Here is a 20552-nt window from a genome sequence, read left to right as displayed (position 1 = left end):
GGCGTCGGACAAGCCCAACAGCGGCACGAGCCACTCGAGAAACTGGCGGCCAAACGTGAAGGCAATCATCACGGACCCGATCAACACAATCAAGATGAAGATCATGACGATGGAAATCAGGCGCTGCACCAGAAAATTCTGCGGCGGGGTGATGCCATACGCCTTGTTGAACCCGTTTTTCAACCCGTCGATGCCCAGGCTTGCCGCCCAAATCGTCCCGATCGCCCCGATGGACAAGACGCCGGTGCTGGTGGTGGTCAACAGGTTGTGAATCACCGGATTGATCCAGTTCATGATCGACTCCGGCACCACCTGCGCGAGGTAGGTGGTAATCGAATCGTAAGACAGCCCGAACAGGGGCAACAAATTCCCGGCGAGAATCAACATGGGAAACAGCGACAACAAGGCGTAATACGCGAGACTGGCACTGGTGGGACCAAGCTCGGCGGCCATCACCCGCGTCACCGCCAGCTTGACGAATTCACGGAACTTGACGCGTTTAGGCAGCGCCAGCTCCGCCAGCGGCACGCGGCCGCTAGCAATGGCCTGGCGCTGCGCGGCGGTGAGGTGAATTGCCCGCTGGGTCGGGCGCTTTAATTTTACTCGAGGCTCGGCCATGGTTGGGCTCCTTTCCTGTTGCCTTCATTATACCAAAGTCATCACGCCTCTTTCGCGCGGCGAAGCTCGGCGCGCCCGCTTGGCTGTGGCGTCACCAGATATTCCGTCAAGGCAGTCGTGGCCGTTTGCACCCAAAACTGAAACGCCACGTTGCTGGCGGCGCCGAAGTGGCCTTGAGCATCGAGGGCGATATACGAAAACTCGCCCACCGCACCGTTGCGCGTGCGCAACTTAGCGATGAAGGGATACACCACCGAATCCAGCGCCGCCTGCGGGCTTAACCCCCGCCCCATCGCGGCCACCGTCGCAAAACTCAGCGGGGCCTTCATCATGTCCTCACCTAAGCCCGTGGCCACCACGCCGCCGATTTCGCTATCCACATAATAGCCAGCTCCTGGCAGCGGCGAGTCGCCAACGCGTCCCGGGTGCTTCATAAACAAGCCCGACGTCGAGGTGCCGGCACGCATGTGGCCAGCAGCATCCAACGCCACCATCCCCACCGTATCGTGACCGTCATAGGGCGTCAGGCGCTTTCCGTTGGCCGCAGCCGCGCGCTTAGCGCGCCACGCCGCCGCAGCCGCGGCGGTCAACATCGGCCGGCGCGCCAGCTGGTGCTCATCGGCATAAGCCGCGGCCCCGGCGCCAACGAGGAAATTATTCACGCGTTCATGGGCCAGCTGCTTGGCCAGTTCAATCGGGCTGGCCACATCTTGCACCCCGCCGACGGCACCAAGCTGAAAGTTATCCCCATTCATGTACGCGGCGTCGAGTTCGACGACCCCGGCGGCATTCGGCAGCCCACCGTAACCCACCGAACCAAATGTCGGCTCCTGCTCCACCGCCTGGATTCCTGTCACCAACGCACGACCGGCGGACTGCCCCGCGGCTAACGCCTGAGCGCCGGCGGCGACGCCGGCCTGGGCCATCGCCCAGGTGCCAATCAAACCATACATATGCTGCCTCCTTGGTTAGGCCTTGAAGCGATCCGGTGGCGTTTGCGTCTGGTGGAAGTGATAACTGATTGCGTCGAGAATTCGGGCGGTGGCGTGGCCATCCCCGTAAGGATTCTTGGCGGTGGCCATGCGGGTGTACTCCGCGTGGTCGTTCAACAGCTTCGTCATGGCGGCCTTCACCTGCTCGGGCTCCGTACCCACCAGCTGCAAGGTGCCTGCCGTGACCCCTTCCGGCCGCTCAGTGGTGTCGCGCAAAACCAACACGGGTTTCCCCAACGATGGCGCCTCTTCTTGCACGCCGCCGGAATCGGTCATGATGAAGTAGCTGCGCGCCGCCAAGTTATGAAAATCGACGACATCTAGCGGCTCAATCAAGTGAATCCGCGGGTGATCGCCTAACAGTTCCTGGGCCGCAGCCTGCACGGCAGGATTCAGGTGAACGGGATACACCAGCTCGACGTCAGGGTGCGCCGCCACCACCGCGGCCATCACCTTAAAGACCCGGCGCATCGGCTCACCCAGGTTTTCCCGCCGGTGCATCGTGACCAGAATCATCCGCCGGTTCGGGTCAACCACATCGAGCACCGCGTGATGATAATCGGCGTGCACCGTTTCCTGCAGCGCGTCAATGGCTGTGTTCCCGGTGACAAAAATGTGCTCGGCGGCATGGTTTTCGCTCAACAAATTGGCCTCGCTTTGATTCGTCGGGGCGAAGTACAAATCGGCCAAGTCGTCGGTCATTTGCCGGTTGAGTTCCTCTGGAAACGGGCTGTACTTGTTCCAGGTCCGCAACCCGGCCTCGACATGGCCGATGGCGATTTGCTGATAATACGCCGCCACGCTGGCCGCAAACGTCGTCGTGGTATCGCCGTGCACCAACACGATGTCCGGGTGCTCCTGCGTCAACACCGGTGTCAGCTTCACCAACACGTTGCTGGTGATTTCGGCCAGCGTCTGCTTGGGCTGCATGATATTCAAATCATAATCCGGCGTGATCTGAAAAATGCTCAGCACCTGGTCGAGCATTTCTCGGTGCTGGGCGGTGACCACCGTCACGGTACTGAAGCGGTCGTCGCGCTGCAGCGCCTGCACCACCGGCGCCATCTTGATGGCCTCGGGCCGGGTGCCGAATACCGTCATTACTTTAATTTTAGTCACACTGCCACTCCTTCGTAAATCCTGGGTCTCATTATAACCAAATTTCCACCATTACCAAAGATTTTTCACCGCCAGTGCGCCGACAGCTTGGTATACTAAAGGCGGCGGACCACCGCCGAAAGGATGGCATCTGGTGAAAATTGCGCTCATTGCTCATGACGAAAAGAAACCATTGATGAAAAAGCTGGTCACCGCCTATCGCGAAATCTTGGCGGGCCACGACTTGTATGCCACAGGCCACACCGGCCAAATCGTGCAAGCCGCCACCGGCCTGCCGGTGCACTGCTTCAACTCTGGGCCGCTGGGCGGCGACCAGGAAGTCGGGGCCTTGATTGCCAAGAATCAGCTCGACTTGATCATTTTCCTGCGCGATCCCTTGACCGCCCAGCCGCACGAGCCCGACGTCAACGCCTTGATTCGCCTCGCCGACGTGTACAACGTGCCGCTGGCGACCAATCTGGGCACCGCCGAAATGTTGCTGCGCGGCGTGCGCGCCGGCTTTGCCGATTTTCGCCAACTGTACAGTGGTGACGAATCCGCGCATCAGCCTTTGTGAAAAGAAAGATTTAATCAAACAATAGGATAAGTGTAAACGGCTACCTCACGCTTGAAGTAGCCGTTTTAGTATGTGATAATTTGCACGTAATCAGTTTAATTCAAAGGACGTGAATTGGAGTGAAACATTATATCGGCATCGCTGGCACCAACGCCAAGCATTCGACCAATCGCCAACTGATTCAATACATGAGTCACCATTACGCAGATTCAGCCACGATCACCCTCGCAGACATTGCGGGCTGGCCACTATTTTATAAAACCCCGGACCATACCGTGCCAGCAGCAGCCACCACGCTGGCCGAGCAAATTCAAGCCGCAGACGGCGTCATTATCGCCACGCCGGAATACGATCACGCCGTGCCAGCCGTGCTGAGCAGCGCGTTGGCCTGGCTGTCGTATTACATCCACCCGTTTGCCGGCAAACCCGTGATGATTCTCGGCGCGTCATACGGTGCGTTAGGCACATCGCGCGCCCAAGCGCAATTGCGGCAGATTCTCACCAGCCCGGAGCTCGACGCGCGGATCCTGCCCAGCGGTGAATTCCTGCTGGGCCACTCGCTAAAGGCCTTCACCGACCAAGGCGAGTTGACCGACGCGAAGGCCGTGGCGCACCTCGACGAATTAATGGCCAACTTCGCCATTTTCGCCGACATTAATGCGCAGCTCACCAATTCGCTGCGCGCCATTCATAAGGGGGCACAAGCATGAAAATCGTCGCAATTGCCGGCTCAATCGCCGAAGCATCCTATAACCGCCAGCTGGTCGCCTACATCGCCAGCCACTTCGCGGAGCTGGCCGATATTCAGCCGTTGAGCATTCAAGATGTGCCCGTGTTCGATGAAGACCTCGACATCGCCGACTACCCCGCGGTGCAAGCCCTTGCCGACCAGATTGAAGCCGCAGACGGCGTGATTCTCGCCACCCCGGAGCACAACCACACCTTGGCCCCGGCCATGAAGAACGTCATCGAGTGGCTGTCCAATCAAGTCCACCCCTTTGCCAACAAGCCGACGCTCATCGTCGGTGCCTCTTATTACACCCAAGGCTCCTCCCGCGCGCAGCTCAGCCTGCGCCAGATTCTCGAGGCTCCAGGCGTCGGCGCCTTGGTGATGCCAAGCGACGAATTCCTGTTGGCGGATGTCCAAACCGCCTTTGACGCGCAAGGCAATCTGAGTGATCCCGGCACGCAGAAATTCTTAGGCACCGTGATGGGCAAATTTGTCCAGTGGGTCAACGTGCTGGCCGCCATGAAGCCGACCCCTGACGCGCCGGCCTGGCAAGCCGAAGACCTGACCGCCAGCCACCCGACCGACACCACGATTCCGGTGCCGATGGATGCAGACGACTGGGTTGAACAAGGCGCGGCCAAAACTCACGCCGCCTCCGGTCACGACTATGTGCAATTGGACCGCGGCTTACTCACCGTCGATCAGCTCAATTGGTTCTTGAACACGTTCCCGCTGGAAGCGACCTACATGGACGAGAACAACCAGTTCGTTTACTACAACCACTTCCGGGATCACGACGACATGTTGGCCCCGCGCTACCCGGCGCAAGTCGGCGACGCCGCGGCGATGTGCCACCCCAAGCGCGCACAAGACCACGTCAAGCAGGTCTTGCACATGTTGCGGTCCGGCAAGACGGACCGCTTCGCCATGCCGGTACCTGGCAATCAGGTGAACGCCAAGTGGATCATGCATTACTACCAGGCCATGCACGACGGCGATCAGCATTATCGTGGCGTGAACGAGTGGGTCCTCGACATTTGGCCAATCGTGGCCGACTACCTCAAGCAAACTGGCCAACAACTCGTGCCAGTGCCAGGGGCCAAAGTTGACGCCGTGAGCGGTGCCAGCCAATCGGCCACTGCCCCAGCCAAGCCAGACGCCGACACCGGTGCCAGCGCCGCCAGCGAACCGCCGGCCGCGCCGGCCAAGCCCGCCCCTGATGCGGACACTGGCGCATCGGCCAAGTAACGCAAAAAGCGATTCTGCACTTGCCTGCAGAATCGCTTTTTGCATGCTTACGCCGTACCATACTGCTCGGCAACCGCGGCAAAGTCAGCGACGACTTGATGCAGATAAGCTTTGGCCCAGGTTTGCACGGCTTCGTCGAACGACTTGTTCAAGTACCCCGCCGCCACCGCGCCCAAGGGCGACTGCGCATGCGCCAGCGCCAGCAGGTAGCTGCACAGCCGCGCGTACGCTGAGAATTGGGGCTGGCTCAGCTCGGTGACGTCAATGGATTCCTTCATGTCCCGAAACTGCCGGACGTAAAAACTCTTGTCACCGAGATTGAACCAGCCGAGAAACGGGTCGGAAGCTTTTTGCAAAATCTGGGTGGCGGCAATGATTCGCTGCCCTTCGCTGGCCTCCAGTTGCTGAGTGATGGTTAGCCGGTCCGGTCCCAGCTCCCGCCGCCGCGGTAAGGCCTCCTTGACCTGTAGCACCAGGTGGCTATCGCCGAGGCCGGTGAGTAACACGAGATAACAAGTCGTCCCGAAGCTACCGATGCCCACGCTGTGCCGGACGATGTCGGTGACGCGATATTGGCTCAGTAGCAACGCGGTATCCGGCCGCGTGGTTTGCTGGTACCGCACCAAGGCCTGCATCAGCGCGACCTCGGTGTCGGCGGCGATGTGCACGGTGGTTGGCGCCGAATCCTTGAACCGCAACTGCCCACTGGCGGTCATCACGGTATATTTTTTCACCACCGATTCGTGATCGCGCTTTTCGGCTTTGTGCTTGATTTGGGCGATCAGCGCCGCGTTGTCCGGCCCAGGGAGGCCTTGCATCAGCGTATCGACGTTGGTGCTGGCGTAAAAGCGGGTCAACGCCGGTTGCTTAAAGGCGTGCTTCAGCGTCTTGCGATACGTTTTCGCCGCGTCTTGCACGAGCGCATCCATCTCGGCTTCGTCGTAGTGCGCGCTGGCGCCAAGCAGGTAGGTGCTGGTCAACAGGCGCTTGACGTCGAATTCAAACGAGTTAGGCGCCGCCTCGTCGAAGTCGTTCAGGTCAAACAGCAAATGACGCTCCGGCGAGGCGTAAAAGCCGAAGTTTTGCAGATGCGCATCCCCATCGGTGAGCACCCGAATGCCGGATTGGCTGCCGTGGCTCAAGTCATAGGCCATCAGCTCGGCGGTGCCCCGGAAAAAAGCAGCCGGGCTGGCCAACATCTTGGCGTGACGCTGCGGTAACAACTCCGGAATCAGCCGGCGTTCGATGGCCGCAATGAACGCCACGGCGTCTCGCGGCCGCGATGGCGGCGTGGCCAGCTGGGCAATCGGCACGGTTTTGCGCTGGGCCTTGCCGGTGGCGCGCAAGGCGGCCACCGCCGTGATGTCCTTGGTTTGACGCAACGCCGCCAATTCTGCTAACATCTTGTCTCTCATGTCCTGCCCCTTCCATCTCGCCGGCAAAAAAGCCCCGCTTTACGCGGGGCACTGCTACATCGTCGTCAGATTAAAACTAACCGGTTTCGCCGCGGCCGAAAAACGACCATTGACGATAAAGTCGTGAATCACAGCGCGCAGAATGTCGATCATCTGCGTCCGGGTCACGGTGATGAAGCCCGGCGCCATGAGGTTGGCAATCCCGGTGGCCACGATCCACAACCCCGTGATGGTGTTGCGGCGTTGGTCATCGGATAACGGCACGGCCGGCGAATAGTCGGCAATGCGCTTCAACGCGGCGGTAATCGCAAACTCCCGCATCTCGTCGACGCCGAAGTGATCCTCGATGAACACCGCCCGGTATAACGGCCGGTGCTCCAAGGCAAAATAGATATACGCCAGCCCAAGATCCACGATAGGATCGTCGGTGAACCGGCGGCTGAGCGCCACCGATAAAGCGTTTTTAATTTCGTCCATGACGGCCTGCTTGAGGTCCCCCATTGACTGAAATTCCAAATATAACGGCTGCGTCGAGCACCCCATGCGCTTGGCGATGCCACGCGCAGTGAAGTGTGTAAAGCCTTCCTCGACCACTAGTCCATATGCTGCGTCCAGGATCATCTCCCGGGTAATCGTTTTTCTTCGTGCCAAAGTGTTCCCCCTCACTTTCGTCTCCGAACTAAATGACAATTTGCCATCTGACCGTTATTTTACCAAAGCATGGCGAAAACGCAATCAATTCGACACAGTTTAGCGAGGCTTTCTAGGGAAAATTTGTTAGAATAACGTTAACTCAAGAAAAGAAGGTAGCCTCATGACTGATTTTACCGAATCCCTGACGAAGTACGCGCAGCTGGCCGTGACCACCGGCGTGGCGGTGCGCCCCGGCGATACCGTGTACGTGCAAGTCGATGTGAGCCAGGCGCCACTGGGCCAGCTCATCGTGCAAGCCGCCTATGCCGCCGGTGCCGCCGAGGTCCAGGTGCAATGGCAAGACGACGTCACCAAGCGGCTAGACCTGGCCCACATGGCCGAAGACCGGCTGTTCAACATTCCGCCCCACGTCGGCGTCCAATTCGATTACTGGCTGGCCCATCACGCCAAGCGCATCTCGGTGATTTCGGCCGATCCAGATAATCTCGCGGGCATCGACACTCGGCGCATCGCCGGTTACCAACACGCCTTTCAACAAGTCTACGCGCCATTGATTGGCGCCATCACTGGGAACCAAATCAGTTGGACGATCATCGGCGCCGCCAGCCCCAAGTGGGCGCACAAGGTCTTCCCCGAGCTGGCCGAGGCAGACGCGGTGGCCAAGCTGTGGCAGGAGATCTTCACCACCACCAGCATCGATTCGCCCGACCCGATTGCCGCCTGGCAGGCCCACGACCACCAGCTCCACGAAAAAGCGGCCTGGTTGAATGCCGCGCACTTCACGGCGCTGCACTATTCGGCGCCTGGCACCGATTTAACCGTCGGCTTGCCGGTCAACCACATCTGGGCCGGCGGCGGCTCGCATAACGCCCGCGGCGAAGAATTCATGGCCAACATGCCCACCGAAGAAGTCTTCACGGCACCGGACAACCGCCGCATCGACGGCACGGTGGCCTCGACTAAGCCGTTGTCTTACGCGGGGAACATTCTCGAAGGCATGCACTTCACCTTTGCCCACGGCCAAGTGATTGCCGCACACGCCGACCAAGGCGACGCCGTCTTGCAGGAATTGCTCAAGATTCGCGGCGCGCGGTCCTTGGGAGAGGTGTCGCTGGTGCCGGACCCGTCCCCCATCAGCCAATCCGGGATCATTTTCTACAACACATTGTTTGACGAAAATGCCTCAAACCACATGGCCTTGGGCACCGCCTATCCCTTCTCGGTGGCCGGTGGGACAACCATGTCACCGACGGAACTCGACGCCGCGGGGCTGAACCGCGCCGACACCCATGTCGATTTCATGATGGGCAGCGCCGCCATGGACATCGATGGCATTCAAGCTGACGGCTCCCTCGTCCCAATCTTCCGGCACGGCGATTGGGCGTAAGCCACGCAAAAACCCCCACGCAGCTGCGTGGGGGTTTTGTCGTTATTCTGCGCGTAACGCGATGGCCGCATCCTTGCGGGCCGCCATGCGCGCCGGCACGTGGCCGCCGAGAATCGTCAAGATTGTCGAGACAATCACCAAGATCACGGCGTGCAGCGGATTCAGTACCGCCACGCCGTTCAACCCGGTGACGTTACTCAAGACGCTGTTGATTGGGAAGGTCAACAACCACGCCACCACGATGCCGAACACCCCGGCCCCAAACCCGAGAATGAACGTCTCGGCATCAAAGACCCGCGTGATGTCCTTTTTCCGCGCCCCTAAGGCCTTGAGCACGCCGATTTCCTTGGTGCGCTCGAGGACGCTGGTGTAGGTGATGATGGCAATCATGATCATCGAGGTCACCAGGCTGATACCGGCAAAGGCGACCAGCACGTAGGTGATCGCATCCATCAAGCCGCCGGTCATGTCGCTCACCGTGCCGGCCAAGTCGGTGTAAATCACCTTGTCGGCCTTGGCCTTGCCCGCGTTATATTTGTCCAGGTACTTCAACACGCGGTCCTTGTCCTTGAAGGTCGTCGGGTAGATCTGCACCGTCGTCGGCGTGTCGCTGCCGCCCAACATGGTCAAAACGCTGGCGCGCGTCGAGGCATCCATCGCTTGGCCGGTCAGTACGTTGGTCTTGGCTTGTTGTTGCGCCTTGACGATGGCCGAGTGGTCGTTTGTGGTCAGCACGCTTTTGGTCAACGCGGCGCTATACGCCACGCCGGAAGCCAGCAGCCCATCGGAATTCTTCGACTTGACCCGGATGATCCCGGTCACCGTCAGCGTCTTGGTCGCGGGCTTGGCCGCCGCGGCGGCGAGGTCCTGCGTCGGCAAAAAGGTGCCGGTGGGCAACTGTTGGTAGTAGTCGTCGTTGGCGATGAGCTTCAGCTTTGTGCCGACGAGTTGATTAAAGTTGAAGGATTGATTCTCCTTCACGGTGAAGCCGAGGTTCTTCAAGGCGTTGATGTTGATGACGTTGTCTTTATCGACCACCAACACGATATCGGTGGTTTGCGTCGGGTAATGCCCGGCCACAACCTTGTAGTAGGTCTTCAGGAAACTTTGCTTGCCACTGCGGTCAATGGGATACACGCTGCCGCCGACGCCGGTCGATGCGGCCATCATCGCGCGGGCGTCGACACCCGAGGCACTATCGGGATTGGTCGTCGAAAAATTGACGGTGCGATACTTGCCGTTGACCTGCCGCGCAAGGTTCATGCCGGTGCCGTAACTAATGGCGATGTTCTTCGCGTCTTTTTTCGGCATCTTACTCAGGTAGTCGAGGTAGTCTTGCGTGATGTGGTTGACGTGTTGAGCCTTGTCCGCATCGCTGGTTTGCGCCGTCACGTGACTGGCCTTAGAAAACGTCTTGGTTTTCGTGCCGGTCATCATCGCGTTGGTATCGGTGCCAACTTGCGACACCGTCACCGGCATCGACGCCATCGCCTCGCTTTGGGTCTTGTCAATTTGTTTTTGGAAGCCGTTTGACAGCGCCAAAACCACAGCGATGCCGATGATGCCGATGCTTGAGGCGAACACGGTGAGGAAGGTGCGCCCTTTTTTCGTGCGAATATTGTTAAAGGACAGCTTCAAGGCAGTCCAGTAGCTCATCTTGGTGTGATTCAACTGGAAGGCTTCGGTTTTCTGCCCTTCTACATGCGGATGGGAGTCGTGTTGAATCTGGCCATCGGCAAACTCGATGATGCGATCGGCGTATTGATGCGCCAGGTCCGGATTATGGGTCACCATGATGACGAGGCGCTCGCGCGACAGGTCTTGGATCAGTTGCATGATTTCCTTGGAGGTCTCGGAATCCAGCGCCCCGGTTGGCTCATCGGCCAAGAGAATCTCGGGGTCGTTGGCAATCGCGCGCGCAATGGCCACGCGCTGCATCTGGCCGCCAGACAGCTGGCTGGGCTTCTTGTGCATATGATCCTTGAGGCCGACGCGAATCAAGGCGTCTTCGGCGCGCTGCTTTTTCTCGGCGGTGGCCACGCCAGACAGGGTCATCCCCATTTCGACGTTTTCCATGATGGACAGGTGGGAAATCAGGTTGTACGACTGAAAAATAAACCCAACGGAATTGTTCCGGTAGGCGTCCCAGTCCTTGTCCTTAAAATCCTTGGTCGACCGCCCCTTAATCAGCAAGTCGCCGGAATCGTACCGGTCCAACCCGCCGATAATGTTGAGCATGGTCGTTTTCCCGGAACCACTCGGGCCGAGAATGGCGACGAATTCCTGCTTGCGAAACGCCACCGACACGTCGTCTTGCGCACGGGTCTCCGTGCCGCCAACGTGGTAGTACTTCTTGATATGTTTCAGTTCGAGCACGACATTACCTCCAATGGTGGGCCAAATCGACCAACTTGTTCAGTGTAACGAAAAGCACCTGGGTCACACTCAGGCGCAAGGCGGATTTTACGCGACCAACCAGGTCACCAGGCGATTGACGACGACACTGAGCGCCAACATCACCAAGGCGAATCCGCCGGCCAGCTGGTTCACGCGCCACCAGCCGGCCAAGGCCGCAGGCGCGAGCCACGCCAGGACCGCATAGGCCAGCCCCAACAGCACCACCAAAAAAGGCGTGCCGCGCCACATGTTAACCAGATCTTGGTGCGACAGCGCTAAGCCGAAGGTCAACATCACGGTCAACAAAGCCCAGCCCGCCACCCACGGCCAATCCGGCGCAAGATTATGCGGCGAGATTGCGGCCCAGGCCTGCTGCGGCCACCAGGCGCGCTTCCCCAGCAACAACAACGTCGCGCTGATGCCCCACACCGGCGCACTCGCTGAGAAAAATAAGCCAAGCCGCGCCCGCCAGGAGTGGCTGGCGTAGCGAAAACTCACGTGCGCGGCGCTATCGGCGGTTGGCCGCAACGAAAATGCGGTGATGTGTAAGCCAAACACCAGCCCCACCACCGCATGCAGTGCCTCGTGGACCAAGATGCCCGGCTTCATGAACCACAACTGGCCGTTGCTGCGACCGGTGCGGTTCACCAACTGCTGGGTGGTGTTGCCGGCAATCACCGCCATCAACCAACTAAATAGGTAACTGCCGCCAAGCGACGCGCCGACGGTTTGCGCCAAGCTGGTCCAACTCATCGGCGCTGCTTCTTGGCCAGACGCCGCTTGCCTTGATCGAGGGAAATCACCTGGCCGTGGCCTTGACCGTCGACCGTCGGCGTGGCGCCGATGGCCAGTTGTAACTTGCGGGCGCGGTCTTTGCTAAAGGTCGCTTCATCATACAGCATGGCGATGGTTCGCCGAATGATTTCAACGAACAGCGCCAGGGTTTCACGATCTTCCCGCCCCAATAACCACCGGCGATAAGAGGCGAAGGCTTGCGGCGACCACGCGCCGATGGTGGTGATGTGCTGGGCGTACATGACATCGGCAAAGGCGGTGACGGTCGAGACGATGTCGGCGATCTCCGCGGCTGTAGGGAACGGGTAGTCGCGCTGCAACAGCCACAACTTCACGCCCACCTCAAGGGCCTGGTCGTGGTTAGCGATGGCGGTGTCTCGATCCCAGCGGCGGCCCTCCACGACCTTTTGGTGTTGATCGAGAAAGTCTGAATCCGTGTCGAACGCATCCACCAGCTCCGCCACGAGCCCCGCATCCTTGACCAGTGCGGCCAGTTTGTCAGGGTCATGGGGTAGCTCCGGAATCATCGACACTTTAGAGTCGAGCATCCCAAAATCAGCCAGCTTATCTTGCAGGGTGGCTTCAAATGCGGAGATGGCATCTGGATCATCCGGGTCCAGCTCGCCATTGGCCACGGCGGCTTCAATCACCGCCTGTAGCGCGGCCGCTAGCGGCGAGGACTCGGGTAACCCGGTGGCGATGAGCTGCTGGCAACCCGATTTGAGCCACGGAATCACCTGCGCCGCGTAGCGCTTCGTTACAAACCCATGCTTGCTGCCGTAATCGATGAAGGCCACCAGCGCCTTACCGAGCCACGGCCACTGTGCTGGGCTGAGGCCGGACACTTGGTGGTATTGGGCATCTTGGTACACCGCATCGATGACGTGCTTGGACCAACTGCGCGGCGTCTTGCGGTAGCCATCATAGGCCCGTTCGACAAAATTCTGTAGTGCTCGGGCCAAGCCGACCTCCCCGAGGTGCTTGACCAATTCAGCCGTGCCCTTCAGCTTGACGAAGCCGTTGAACCACTCACCGAATTCCTCCTGCAAGGACAAGACGCGGTTTTCTTGCCATTGGGGTAGCCCAGCTACCTGTGGGTCATCTGCCCAGTCGATGAACCCAGGGGCTTGACCGGCGCCAAACGCGGCATCGATTTCCCGTTCAAAGCGGGTGAACAACAATGTCAACCCTTGCGGCGAAGCCCCAATTTCCCCTTGATTGGCGAGATAACTCAGCAATGCCTTCATCAACGCATAGGTCTCTTCGAAGATCGCCTGCGCGTCGGCATCGTCATCGGCTGCGGCCATTTCGAGAAAATCTAGCAACATCCCGGAAATATCGTCGGTTTGCCACTGCTTCGGGTCAGCCCCGACGGCCGCGTCCATCATATCGTTGACCAGCTCTGCCGTGTGCCGCAAATACGCCGCCGGCTGACCGGCTTGCCGCAGTTGCGCATACCCCGCCGATTTGCTGAAGCCCGGCCAAATCCGTTGAATCAACTTGTCTTGCTGTGCCATGGCCACCCCACCTTTCATTGTGCTCATTATAACAAAAACACAGTGCGGTCGCCCGCACTGTGTCACGTCCTCACTGAAGGAAGGTGGCGAGATTATGCGCCGCCAAGGCTTGTAGCCAGCCCCGGCTAGTGCCGCGCAGCGCCGCCACCAACGCGGCGCACCGGTGAAGCCCGGCGGCATAGTCTTGCGGCGCCACCTCATGGCCCCACGCCCAACTCAACGACGCCACGCCATCGCTTTCTAACAGCAGGCGATTGGCCGGCACGGTGCGGGCTAACGCCCGCACCGCCGGGTCGCTGACCACGTCGGGGCCGATGCTCATGTAGCACCCCAAGGCCAAGTAATCTGCCTGGTAGGCAAGCGCCGAATACCAGTGGACAAAATACTGATTGGGGTAGCGCTTGAGTAACGGCAGAATCTCTTGCTCGCAGCCCTTGGTGTGCAACACCACCGGTTTGTGCAGCCGAGCGGCGATGGCCAGCTGTGCTTCAAATACCGGCAACTGTTGCGCCAAGGGCACCTTCGTCCACACGGTATCCAAACCGATTTCGCCAATCACCGGCGCCACCTGGTAATACTTGGTCAAGGTCGCCGGATCAAGCGTGGCACTTTGCCACGGGTGCACCCCGAAGCTTAGGCGCTGGTCGGGACCAATCGCCGCCGCATTGCGCGCCCACTCAGCCGGACCGCCGCAATTAACCAGCGCCAGCACGTGGTTAGCGCGGTGAATGGCCGCCAGTGCACCGGCTTCATCATAATGACAATGCGCATCGCTAAGCATTGGCCAACGCCTGACTTTCTTTCTGCAACAAATCATACAGTTGCGCGTGGAGCGGCGCTTGGGTGGCCAGCCAGTGACGATCGCGCTGCGTTGGGGTCACGGCAATGTCGGCAATTAACCGCGCCGGGCGCGCCGACAACACCAAGATGCGATCGGCGAGATAAATCGCCTCGTCGATGTCATGGGTGACCATCAACGTCGGGCGCTGCAGGTCCTGGGGCAACCCAACGAGCCAATCCTGCAGGGAACCGCGCGTCATCGCGTCAAGCGCCCCAAACGGCTCATCGAGCAACCGAAAACCGGCAGGATTCATCACCGTGCGCAAAAACGCCACCCGCTGCTTCATGCCGCCGGATAATTGCGCCGGCATGAAGTCGCGGTAGTCGCTCAGCCCCGCCGTTGCCAACAGCTCGGTGACGCGCTTGGTCGCCACCGGTTGGTGATTGACCCGCGCGTACAGCGCGATGTTTTGCGCCACCGTTAACCACGGCAGCAGCATGCTGTCTTGGGGCATATAGGCAAAGGCGGTGTGAATCCCCGTTACCGGCTCGCCGGCGACCGTCACCTGACCGCTGGTCGGCGGAATAATCCCCAGCAACACCTTGAGCAAGGTGGTTTTCCCCGCGCCGCTAGGGCCAATCACCGCCGTAAAACCGGTCGTCAGCTGCAAGTTCAAATCGGCGATAATCGGCAGCCCATCTAGGGTCACGCTGACCCCCGCAAGTTCAATCATGACGCCCTCCTACTTGAGAAATTCGTTCGTGTACATGTCCTTGGCCGGGATTGCCTGCTTGATCAAGCCATACTCCTTCATGAACCCGGTGTAGTTGTTCCACACCTTGCTGGTCATCGCGCCCCAGTTGCTTGGTGTATCGGTGTAGTGCTTGGACAGGTATTGCTGCGATGCCGTGAGGAACTTCAGCGAATCGGTTTTGTCGGCCCGCTTCAAGATCTTGGCACTGGCCGTTGGGTGCGCAATGGCGTATTGATAGCCTTGCTTGGTCGCCTTCACGAAGGCCCGCACGGTTTTCGGATCCTGTTTGATTTCGCGGTTGCTGGTAATCAACACCGGCGTGTAATAATCCAGCCGTTTGTCGAGCTTGCGCAGCGGCATCGTGTTGAGCTTGACGCCCAGCTGCTTGGCCTTGATGCCGTCCCAGCCGTCGAAGTACCACTCGATGTCTTGGCCTTTTTTGCCGAGGCCTTCCGGGCCGCTGCCATTGGCGCCCACGATCTTCAACTTCTTGAAGTCACCGCCGGCTTGAGTCATCACCGCCTTAAGCACGGCCGCTTCGCTTGGCGACTGCCAGCCGGCATAGATGTGATTTTCAAACTGCTTAGGACTGGTGATGCCGGAGTCGGCACGGGTGACAAAACTCGAGGTGTTATGCTGCACCAAGGTGGCGATGGCCTTCACCGGAATCGGTGTGGCTTTGGCGTGGGCGTAAGTGACGTCTTCTTGGTAGCTGACGCCAAACTGCCCCTTGCCTGCGGCCACCAAGCCAACGCTGGTGCTGTTGTCGCCGGGTTCGATGAACTTCACCTTCAAGCCGGCTTGCTTGTAATAATTCTTGGCCTGGGCGACGTACATCCCAGTGTGATTCGTGTTCGGCACGTAATCCAGCACCACCGTGATGTTTTTCAGCGGCTTGGCGCTACTTTTTTTCGCCCCGCAGCCTGCCAAAGCCAATCCAGCAACCAACGTAACAGCAATGATCCATTGTTTCTTCATGTTGCACCCCTTTATTTTGAATGTGTTAACGTCCAGTGATACCCCCGCGCCAGCCACCCGGCCAACACGTTAAACAATAGGCTTAACACCACCACCCACACGATGGCGGCGAAGACCTTGTCGATCTCAAATCCGTTCTTGGCGCGAATCATGTAGTACCCAAGCCCCGACTCGGCATTGAGCCACTCGCCGACGACGGCCCCGCCGACGCAGTACGTGGCCGCCACCTTGAGGCCGGAGAAAAAGCCAACCATTCCCAGTGGCAGCTTCAAGGTGCGGTACACCTCGAGGCGACTAGCGCCCATGGTTTGCAGGAATTGAATCTGCTCCTCTGGCACGTCTTGCAGCGCCGCGACCAACGCGACAACGATTGGGAAAAAGCTCATCAAGACGACCAGAATCACTTTGGGCGTCAGGTCAAAGCCAAACCACAGAATCAACAGCGGCCCCAGCACCATCACCGGCAAGGTTTGCGAAATCACCAGCAACGGATAGATGAAGTTGTAAAGCCAGCGCCACGCGTCGAGAATTAAGCCGGTGATGAGTGCCACGACACTGGCGATGACCAGCCCCACGGCGGATTCATAAAACGTGGTCAGTGCGTGGTGCCACAACACGCCACCGTCGGCAACCAGTGCGTGGCCCACGGCAAGCGGCCCCGGCAGAAAATACGGCGGTACCTTGAGCCCGCTGACCAGCGCCTGCCAAATCACGCAAATCACCAGAAACGAGAATAACGGGTAAAGTTTCTTCGTCACGTCCACTTCCTTTCTGCACATTTCTCGCCCCAACCAGCGCACAAAAAAGCACGCACGGGCATAGTCTGCCCCCGCGTGCGGGTTACACTATGTTTCTCCCTTCGACAGTGTTAACTGACAGGTTCGACGGGTCTCGGCTTTTACCGACTCTCATGCCGCACACGGCATCCCCGGAAACATGCGAATATGAATATGGTTATAACCTACCACGAACCAGAACACTAGGCAAGCGCCGGGGCGTCGACCACCCGCAGTTCGACCTGCGAATCCAACACGCCGGTGTCGTCGCGCAGCTGCCACGCGCCGTTGACCTTGCTCAGCTGCGGATTGTGCGACAGCTCGGCCTGCGTGTAGTCCTTAACGCGCACCGGCCCTAGCGTACTGGCGATGGTGGCATTAAACTCCGGGGTAATGGCACTCGGCGCGGCGGCGATCAACACAAAATGCTCGTTTAGCGAGCAAATCCCCGCCGGCGAAAACCCGCCGACGCCATCGTCGAGATCCAACACCAAGACCCGCCCAGCTAGTTTCGGCCGCAACTGATCCTGCAATTCTGCACTCAACGATAACATGATGCGCCTCCTATTGGCGCGTTGCCTTCAACGCGTCGAACCGTTTCGGGGCGAGCTTGCCGAGCTCGACCAGCTTGCCTTCGATTTGGTCCAACACCGCGGCACGATCGGCGGCATTATTGACGAAATCAAACTGATCGCGGTCGATCGTCAGCAAGGTCGAGCGGGTGTAGCCCTTCGACCAGTCTCGGTAGGCCTGGTTGACCCGGTGATAGTAATCCACCAGCTCGGGCTTTTCCCGAATGTCTTCCATTTCACGACCGCGGCTTTGAATCTCGTCGATTTCGTGTTCCGGGTCGATTTTCAAATACACCGCCAGATCCGGCAAACCGTTCCAGGGACTGCCGTTGACGTTGGCCTGCATCTCCTGGGACAGCGTCACGTACACGTTGAAGTCCACGTCGTCGATTTCACCGTGCTGGTGGAGCTGGCTGGCCATGACATAATCGGATTCCAGTGACGAATCCATCACCGCGTTTTCTTGCGTCACGGCTTTTTTCAGCTGTTGATAACGGAAGGTCAAAAACGCGATTTGCAAAATCGTGCCGGTCGTCTTGCGGCTGTCTTCGCCGGCAGAATAAAACTTGGCCAACATGTTGGCAATCATGCCGTTGCCTTCAACGTCTTCGTAATACGCCGGGGCGGCTAAATCTTCCGCCAAAATCTTGGTGAGCGAGGTCTTGCCCGCCCCGATGCTACCCAGAATGTAAATCATGTGTGTCTCCTCTTAATTAATGAATTGCCTTCAAGCCCAGCTTGCGCCGCCCGGCGTTAAACCACGGGCTGATCGTAAAGGCCAACAAGTCGTTGATCACGTACACGCTCGAGTTGATCGCCATGCTCAGGCTGGCATCGCCTTGGGCAAACGTGATGCCCCACAAAATCAGCTGCGCGATGCCTGAGAACAACCACCAGAAATACTGGTTGTTGTACCGCAGGAAGCACACGACGCCGCCGGTGAGGGAAATCGCAAAAGCCATTCCATCATACACCGGCCGCGGGTCATTCGTGAAGCGGCCAATCAAAACTGCGGAAATCGCCCACACCAGCAAGGTTGCGGCGATCGAAATCACCCATTCCTTGGCGTGGAAACGCTTGAGGTTGTTCTTGGTGTCGTCGTTCCAAGTCCGCACCGAAATCAGCACTGGCAGGTCCAGCGTCAACATGTAGGCAATCTGTTCAAAAATCGACAGGTAGTTCTTGGCAGTGAAGCCGACGAAAATAAAGCACGCCGCGCTCACCAACCCGAGCCAACCGTTGACCGCCTTGGTGGCGTTGATGGCGAGCACGCACAACACGCCCAGCGTGGTGCCGATGAACGTGATAATCGCCACCGGGGTGATTGGCGCGTTGACCAAAGTCATCAGCTGGCACCCGAAGGCAAACCAGAAGAGATAATAATTTTGTTGGGGCCAGCCTTTGAGCTGATGAATCAGCCAGCTGCCGTAACTTTGTGAATCGGACATAATGAATTCCTCCTAAAATAAATGACGAACTCCATTATGCCGCTGAAAGAATTTCGATAACAGTCTTGTATCTACTAGATTTTGTGGTAAGGGAAACCGCCACCACAACCCCTCGTGGTTTTGGTAACGGTTACGCCACAAAAATACCGCCACCGGCAAGCGGTGACGGTCATGCATTACTTGGCTTGGCTCAGCTTCGCCTCGGCGAGATTGCCATGCAGGCTGCGCAGCCCCGGCAGCGTCAGCATCGTGATGAAGCTGATCAGATACAGCACGGACAGGAAGGCCATTGTCACCGTCAGGTTGTAGTGATCCATCAACAGTCCAATGACGACGCTGGAAAAACCACCGATGGCCCGGCCGACGTTCATGATGACGTTGTTGGCGGTGCTGCGAATGCGCGTCGGGTACAGCCGGCTGATTACCGCGCCGTAACCGCCAAACATGCCGTTGCTGCAAAAGCCGACGCAAGCGCCGATCAATAACAAACTGGCGTTGGATTGCGCCAAGGTGATGGCGTAGACGATGCCGGCAGACGCCAGCAGGAACAACCCGAAGGCCACGCGCGGGCCGGCGGCATCCAGCAGGCTGCCGAACACCACCATCCCCAGGCACATGCCGAGAATCGTGGCAATCATCCACAGCGCCGAGCCGGACACGGACAAGCCTTGCTGTTTTTGCACAATCACCGGCAACCAGTTCATCAACCCGAAGTACCCGGCGATTTGGACGATGGTCATCACCATTAGCCCCAGGGTTTGCCCGGCCAGGTGGCGGGTCTTGAACAATTCGGAAAACGCGACGCGCTCGTGTTTGGCCTTGACTTCGCGACGGGCGGCGAGAAACTCAGCGGATTCCTTCAAGTGGCGCCGGACGAAGAAGGTCAAAAGCACCGGCAATACCCCAATCAGGAACAACACATGCCAGCCGAAGCTGGGGATGATCCACGCGGCGGCTAATGCGGCGATGATTGCCCCAACCTGACCGCCAATCGCGGCGACACTGGTCATGCGGCCAATTTGATCGTGATGAAAATTCTCCGCAATCAGCGCGATGCCGACCCCATATTCCCCACCGGCCCCGATACCGGCCAGGAACCGCAACGCGTAGATCTCAGTCAGGTTGTTGGCAAACGCCATCAAGCCGGTGGCTAAGGCGAAGATGAAAATGGTGTGGGAGAAGGTTTTGACCCGCCCAATTTTATCCCCCAATAAACCAAAAAGTGCGCCGCCGACCAGCATCCCAATGTTGGTGATCGAACCGATCAACCCGGCCGCCCCTGAAGAAAGGTGCAACTCGGCGATGATCGGCGTGAGGGCGAAACTCAAAAACATGATGTCCATGTTTTCCAAGGTGAACCCCGACGCAGTGGATGCAAGGACGCGCCGCTGTTCGTGGCTCGTCTGGTCGAAAAAGCGCAGATGTGCTTGTTTCATATTCAATTTCCTCCAAAATTGACGCTCTCTGACGTCAGTTATTTTGCGGTTAGTCTCAGCTAATCTGGTTCTTAGTGTCCCACCACTGGCCCGAGAATGCAATGCCAAATTCACGAGGAACGCGCTCCCCCTGGCCCAGAAAAATCAGGCCAGGGCCAAAAACGGCAAAAAAACACACCAAAGACGCCTCTGGGTCACCCCTCAGCGTCCTTGGCGTGATTGCCTGCGGGTTGCCCCGCAGCAGGTGGGCGAGCCCAAGGCCGTTGCCACCTGTCGCCATTGCTGGCGATGCCTTCAGTTACGGTGCCCAAGTTGCCTCGGGACTTCAGCATTGCGCTGGACCTGGCGTTGCCGCCTGCCGCGAACTTCTTTGCTCGCA

At 58.8% G+C, this 20552-nt stretch carries 21 protein-coding genes and 1 riboswitch; of the genes, 4 read left to right on the top strand and 17 right to left on the bottom strand.

The window, feature by feature from the left end; genetic code table 11:
- The 3 genes from FD02_RS11505 to wecB all read right to left on the bottom strand — a co-directional run.
- Positions 1 to 618, bottom strand: a 618-nt coding sequence (locus tag FD02_RS11505; RefSeq protein WP_235806693.1) for a YihY/virulence factor BrkB family protein, incomplete at its 3' end; no start/stop codon positions are given.
- 41 nt (positions 619 to 659) lie between these two features.
- Complete coding sequence (locus FD02_RS06715; RefSeq protein WP_056951333.1) at positions 660 to 1571, bottom strand: isoaspartyl peptidase/L-asparaginase; 912 nt, start codon at positions 1569 to 1571, stop codon at positions 660 to 662.
- 15 nt (positions 1572 to 1586) lie between these two features.
- A complete protein-coding gene (wecB, locus tag FD02_RS06710) occupies positions 1587 to 2729 on the bottom strand; it encodes a non-hydrolyzing UDP-N-acetylglucosamine 2-epimerase (protein WP_054723614.1) in 1143 nt (380 codons plus the stop codon).
- Between the two features lie 133 nt (positions 2730 to 2862).
- On the opposite strand from wecB, the gene mgsA reads away from it, so the two are divergent.
- The 3 genes from mgsA to FD02_RS06695 all read left to right on the top strand — a co-directional run bounded on the left by mgsA (position 2863) and on the right by FD02_RS06695 (position 5263).
- Positions 2863 to 3285, top strand: a complete 423-nt coding sequence (gene mgsA / locus FD02_RS06705; protein ID WP_056951331.1) for a methylglyoxal synthase — start codon at positions 2863 to 2865, stop codon at positions 3283 to 3285.
- A gap of 119 nt (positions 3286 to 3404) precedes the next feature.
- Positions 3405 to 3995 carry an NADPH-dependent FMN reductase gene (locus FD02_RS06700; protein WP_056951329.1) on the top strand — a complete coding sequence of 197 codons (591 nt, stop codon included), beginning with the start codon at positions 3405 to 3407 and terminating at the stop codon, positions 3993 to 3995.
- Positions 3992 to 5263 carry an NAD(P)H-dependent oxidoreductase gene (locus FD02_RS06695; RefSeq protein WP_056951327.1) on the top strand — a complete coding sequence of 424 codons (1272 nt, stop codon included), beginning with the start codon at positions 3992 to 3994 and terminating at the stop codon, positions 5261 to 5263. Before FD02_RS06700 ends, FD02_RS06695 begins: the two co-directional genes overlap by 4 nt.
- Positions 5264 to 5310: 47 nt before the next feature.
- On the opposite strand, the gene FD02_RS06690 is transcribed toward FD02_RS06695, so the two are convergent.
- Positions 5311 to 6666, bottom strand: a complete 1356-nt coding sequence (locus FD02_RS06690; RefSeq protein WP_235806692.1) for a DUF2252 domain-containing protein — start codon at positions 6664 to 6666, stop codon at positions 5311 to 5313.
- Positions 6667 to 6732: 66 nt separating this feature from the next.
- Positions 6733 to 7329: a TetR/AcrR family transcriptional regulator gene (locus FD02_RS06685; protein WP_054722657.1), complete on the bottom strand. Its 597-nt coding sequence runs from the start codon at positions 7327 to 7329 to the stop codon at positions 6733 to 6735.
- Between the two features lie 163 nt (positions 7330 to 7492).
- On the opposite strand from FD02_RS06685, the gene FD02_RS06680 reads away from it, so the two are divergent.
- Positions 7493 to 8719 carry an aminopeptidase gene (locus FD02_RS06680; protein ID WP_056951323.1) on the top strand — a complete coding sequence of 409 codons (1227 nt, stop codon included), beginning with the start codon at positions 7493 to 7495 and terminating at the stop codon, positions 8717 to 8719.
- A 42-nt stretch (positions 8720 to 8761) separates the two neighbouring features.
- Here FD02_RS06680 and FD02_RS06675 read toward each other — a convergent pair whose 3' ends face one another.
- The 12 genes from FD02_RS06675 to FD02_RS11500 all read right to left on the bottom strand — a co-directional run.
- Entirely contained in the window at positions 8762 to 11095 is a 2334-nt protein-coding gene (locus FD02_RS06675; RefSeq protein WP_056951322.1) for an ABC transporter ATP-binding protein/permease, read from the bottom strand.
- A gap of 87 nt (positions 11096 to 11182) precedes the next feature.
- A complete protein-coding gene (locus FD02_RS06670; RefSeq protein WP_056951320.1) occupies positions 11183 to 11869 on the bottom strand; it encodes a hypothetical protein in 687 nt (228 codons plus the stop codon).
- A complete protein-coding gene (locus FD02_RS06665; RefSeq protein ID WP_056951318.1) occupies positions 11866 to 13428 on the bottom strand; it encodes a hypothetical protein in 1563 nt (520 codons plus the stop codon). Before FD02_RS06665 ends, FD02_RS06670 begins: the two co-directional genes overlap by 4 nt.
- Positions 13429 to 13498: 70 nt before the next feature.
- On the bottom strand, positions 13499 to 14209 hold the full coding sequence (locus FD02_RS06660; protein WP_056951316.1) for a TatD family hydrolase: 711 nt from the start codon (positions 14207 to 14209) through the stop codon (positions 13499 to 13501).
- The gene (locus FD02_RS06655) at positions 14202 to 14942 is read right to left on the bottom strand and encodes an ABC transporter ATP-binding protein (RefSeq protein ID WP_054722651.1); all 741 of its coding nucleotides are present in this window, start codon (positions 14940 to 14942) and stop codon (positions 14202 to 14204) included. The genes FD02_RS06660 and FD02_RS06655 overlap by 8 nt, the downstream gene beginning before the upstream one ends.
- 9 nt (positions 14943 to 14951) lie before the next feature.
- Positions 14952 to 15941, bottom strand: coding sequence for an ABC transporter substrate-binding protein (locus tag FD02_RS06650; RefSeq protein WP_056951314.1), 990 nt, complete (start codon positions 15939 to 15941; stop codon positions 14952 to 14954).
- 11 nt (positions 15942 to 15952) lie between these two features.
- On the bottom strand, positions 15953 to 16699 hold the full coding sequence (locus FD02_RS06645; RefSeq protein WP_054722649.1) for an ABC transporter permease: 747 nt from the start codon (positions 16697 to 16699) through the stop codon (positions 15953 to 15955).
- 79 nt (positions 16700 to 16778) lie between these two features.
- Positions 16779 to 16882: riboswitch (TPP riboswitch) on the bottom strand.
- 38 nt (positions 16883 to 16920) lie between these two features.
- Entirely contained in the window at positions 16921 to 17271 is a 351-nt protein-coding gene (locus FD02_RS06640; RefSeq protein WP_054722647.1) for an iron-sulfur cluster biosynthesis family protein, read from the bottom strand.
- 10 nt (positions 17272 to 17281) lie between these two features.
- Positions 17282 to 17986 carry a deoxynucleoside kinase gene (locus tag FD02_RS06635; protein WP_056951312.1) on the bottom strand — a complete coding sequence of 235 codons (705 nt, stop codon included), beginning with the start codon at positions 17984 to 17986 and terminating at the stop codon, positions 17282 to 17284.
- 16 nt (positions 17987 to 18002) lie between these two features.
- A complete protein-coding gene (pnuC, locus tag FD02_RS06630; RefSeq protein ID WP_056951310.1) occupies positions 18003 to 18737 on the bottom strand; it encodes a nicotinamide riboside transporter PnuC in 735 nt (244 codons plus the stop codon).
- Positions 18738 to 18913: 176 nt separating this feature from the next.
- Positions 18914 to 20173, bottom strand: coding sequence for an MFS transporter (locus tag FD02_RS06625; RefSeq protein ID WP_082603336.1), 1260 nt, complete (start codon positions 20171 to 20173; stop codon positions 18914 to 18916).
- Between the two features lie 194 nt (positions 20174 to 20367).
- Positions 20368 to 20552: hypothetical protein (locus FD02_RS11500; protein ID WP_235806691.1), on the bottom strand; the 185-nt coding region annotated here is incomplete at its 5' end.

Origin of the sequence: Lacticaseibacillus nasuensis JCM 17158, from assembly GCF_001434705.1 — a bacterium.
Taxonomy (GTDB): Bacteria; Bacillota; Bacilli; order Lactobacillales; family Lactobacillaceae; genus Lacticaseibacillus; species Lacticaseibacillus nasuensis.
Note: the sequence above shows the minus strand (reverse complement) of the source record. Positions and strands in the feature narration are given on the sequence as shown.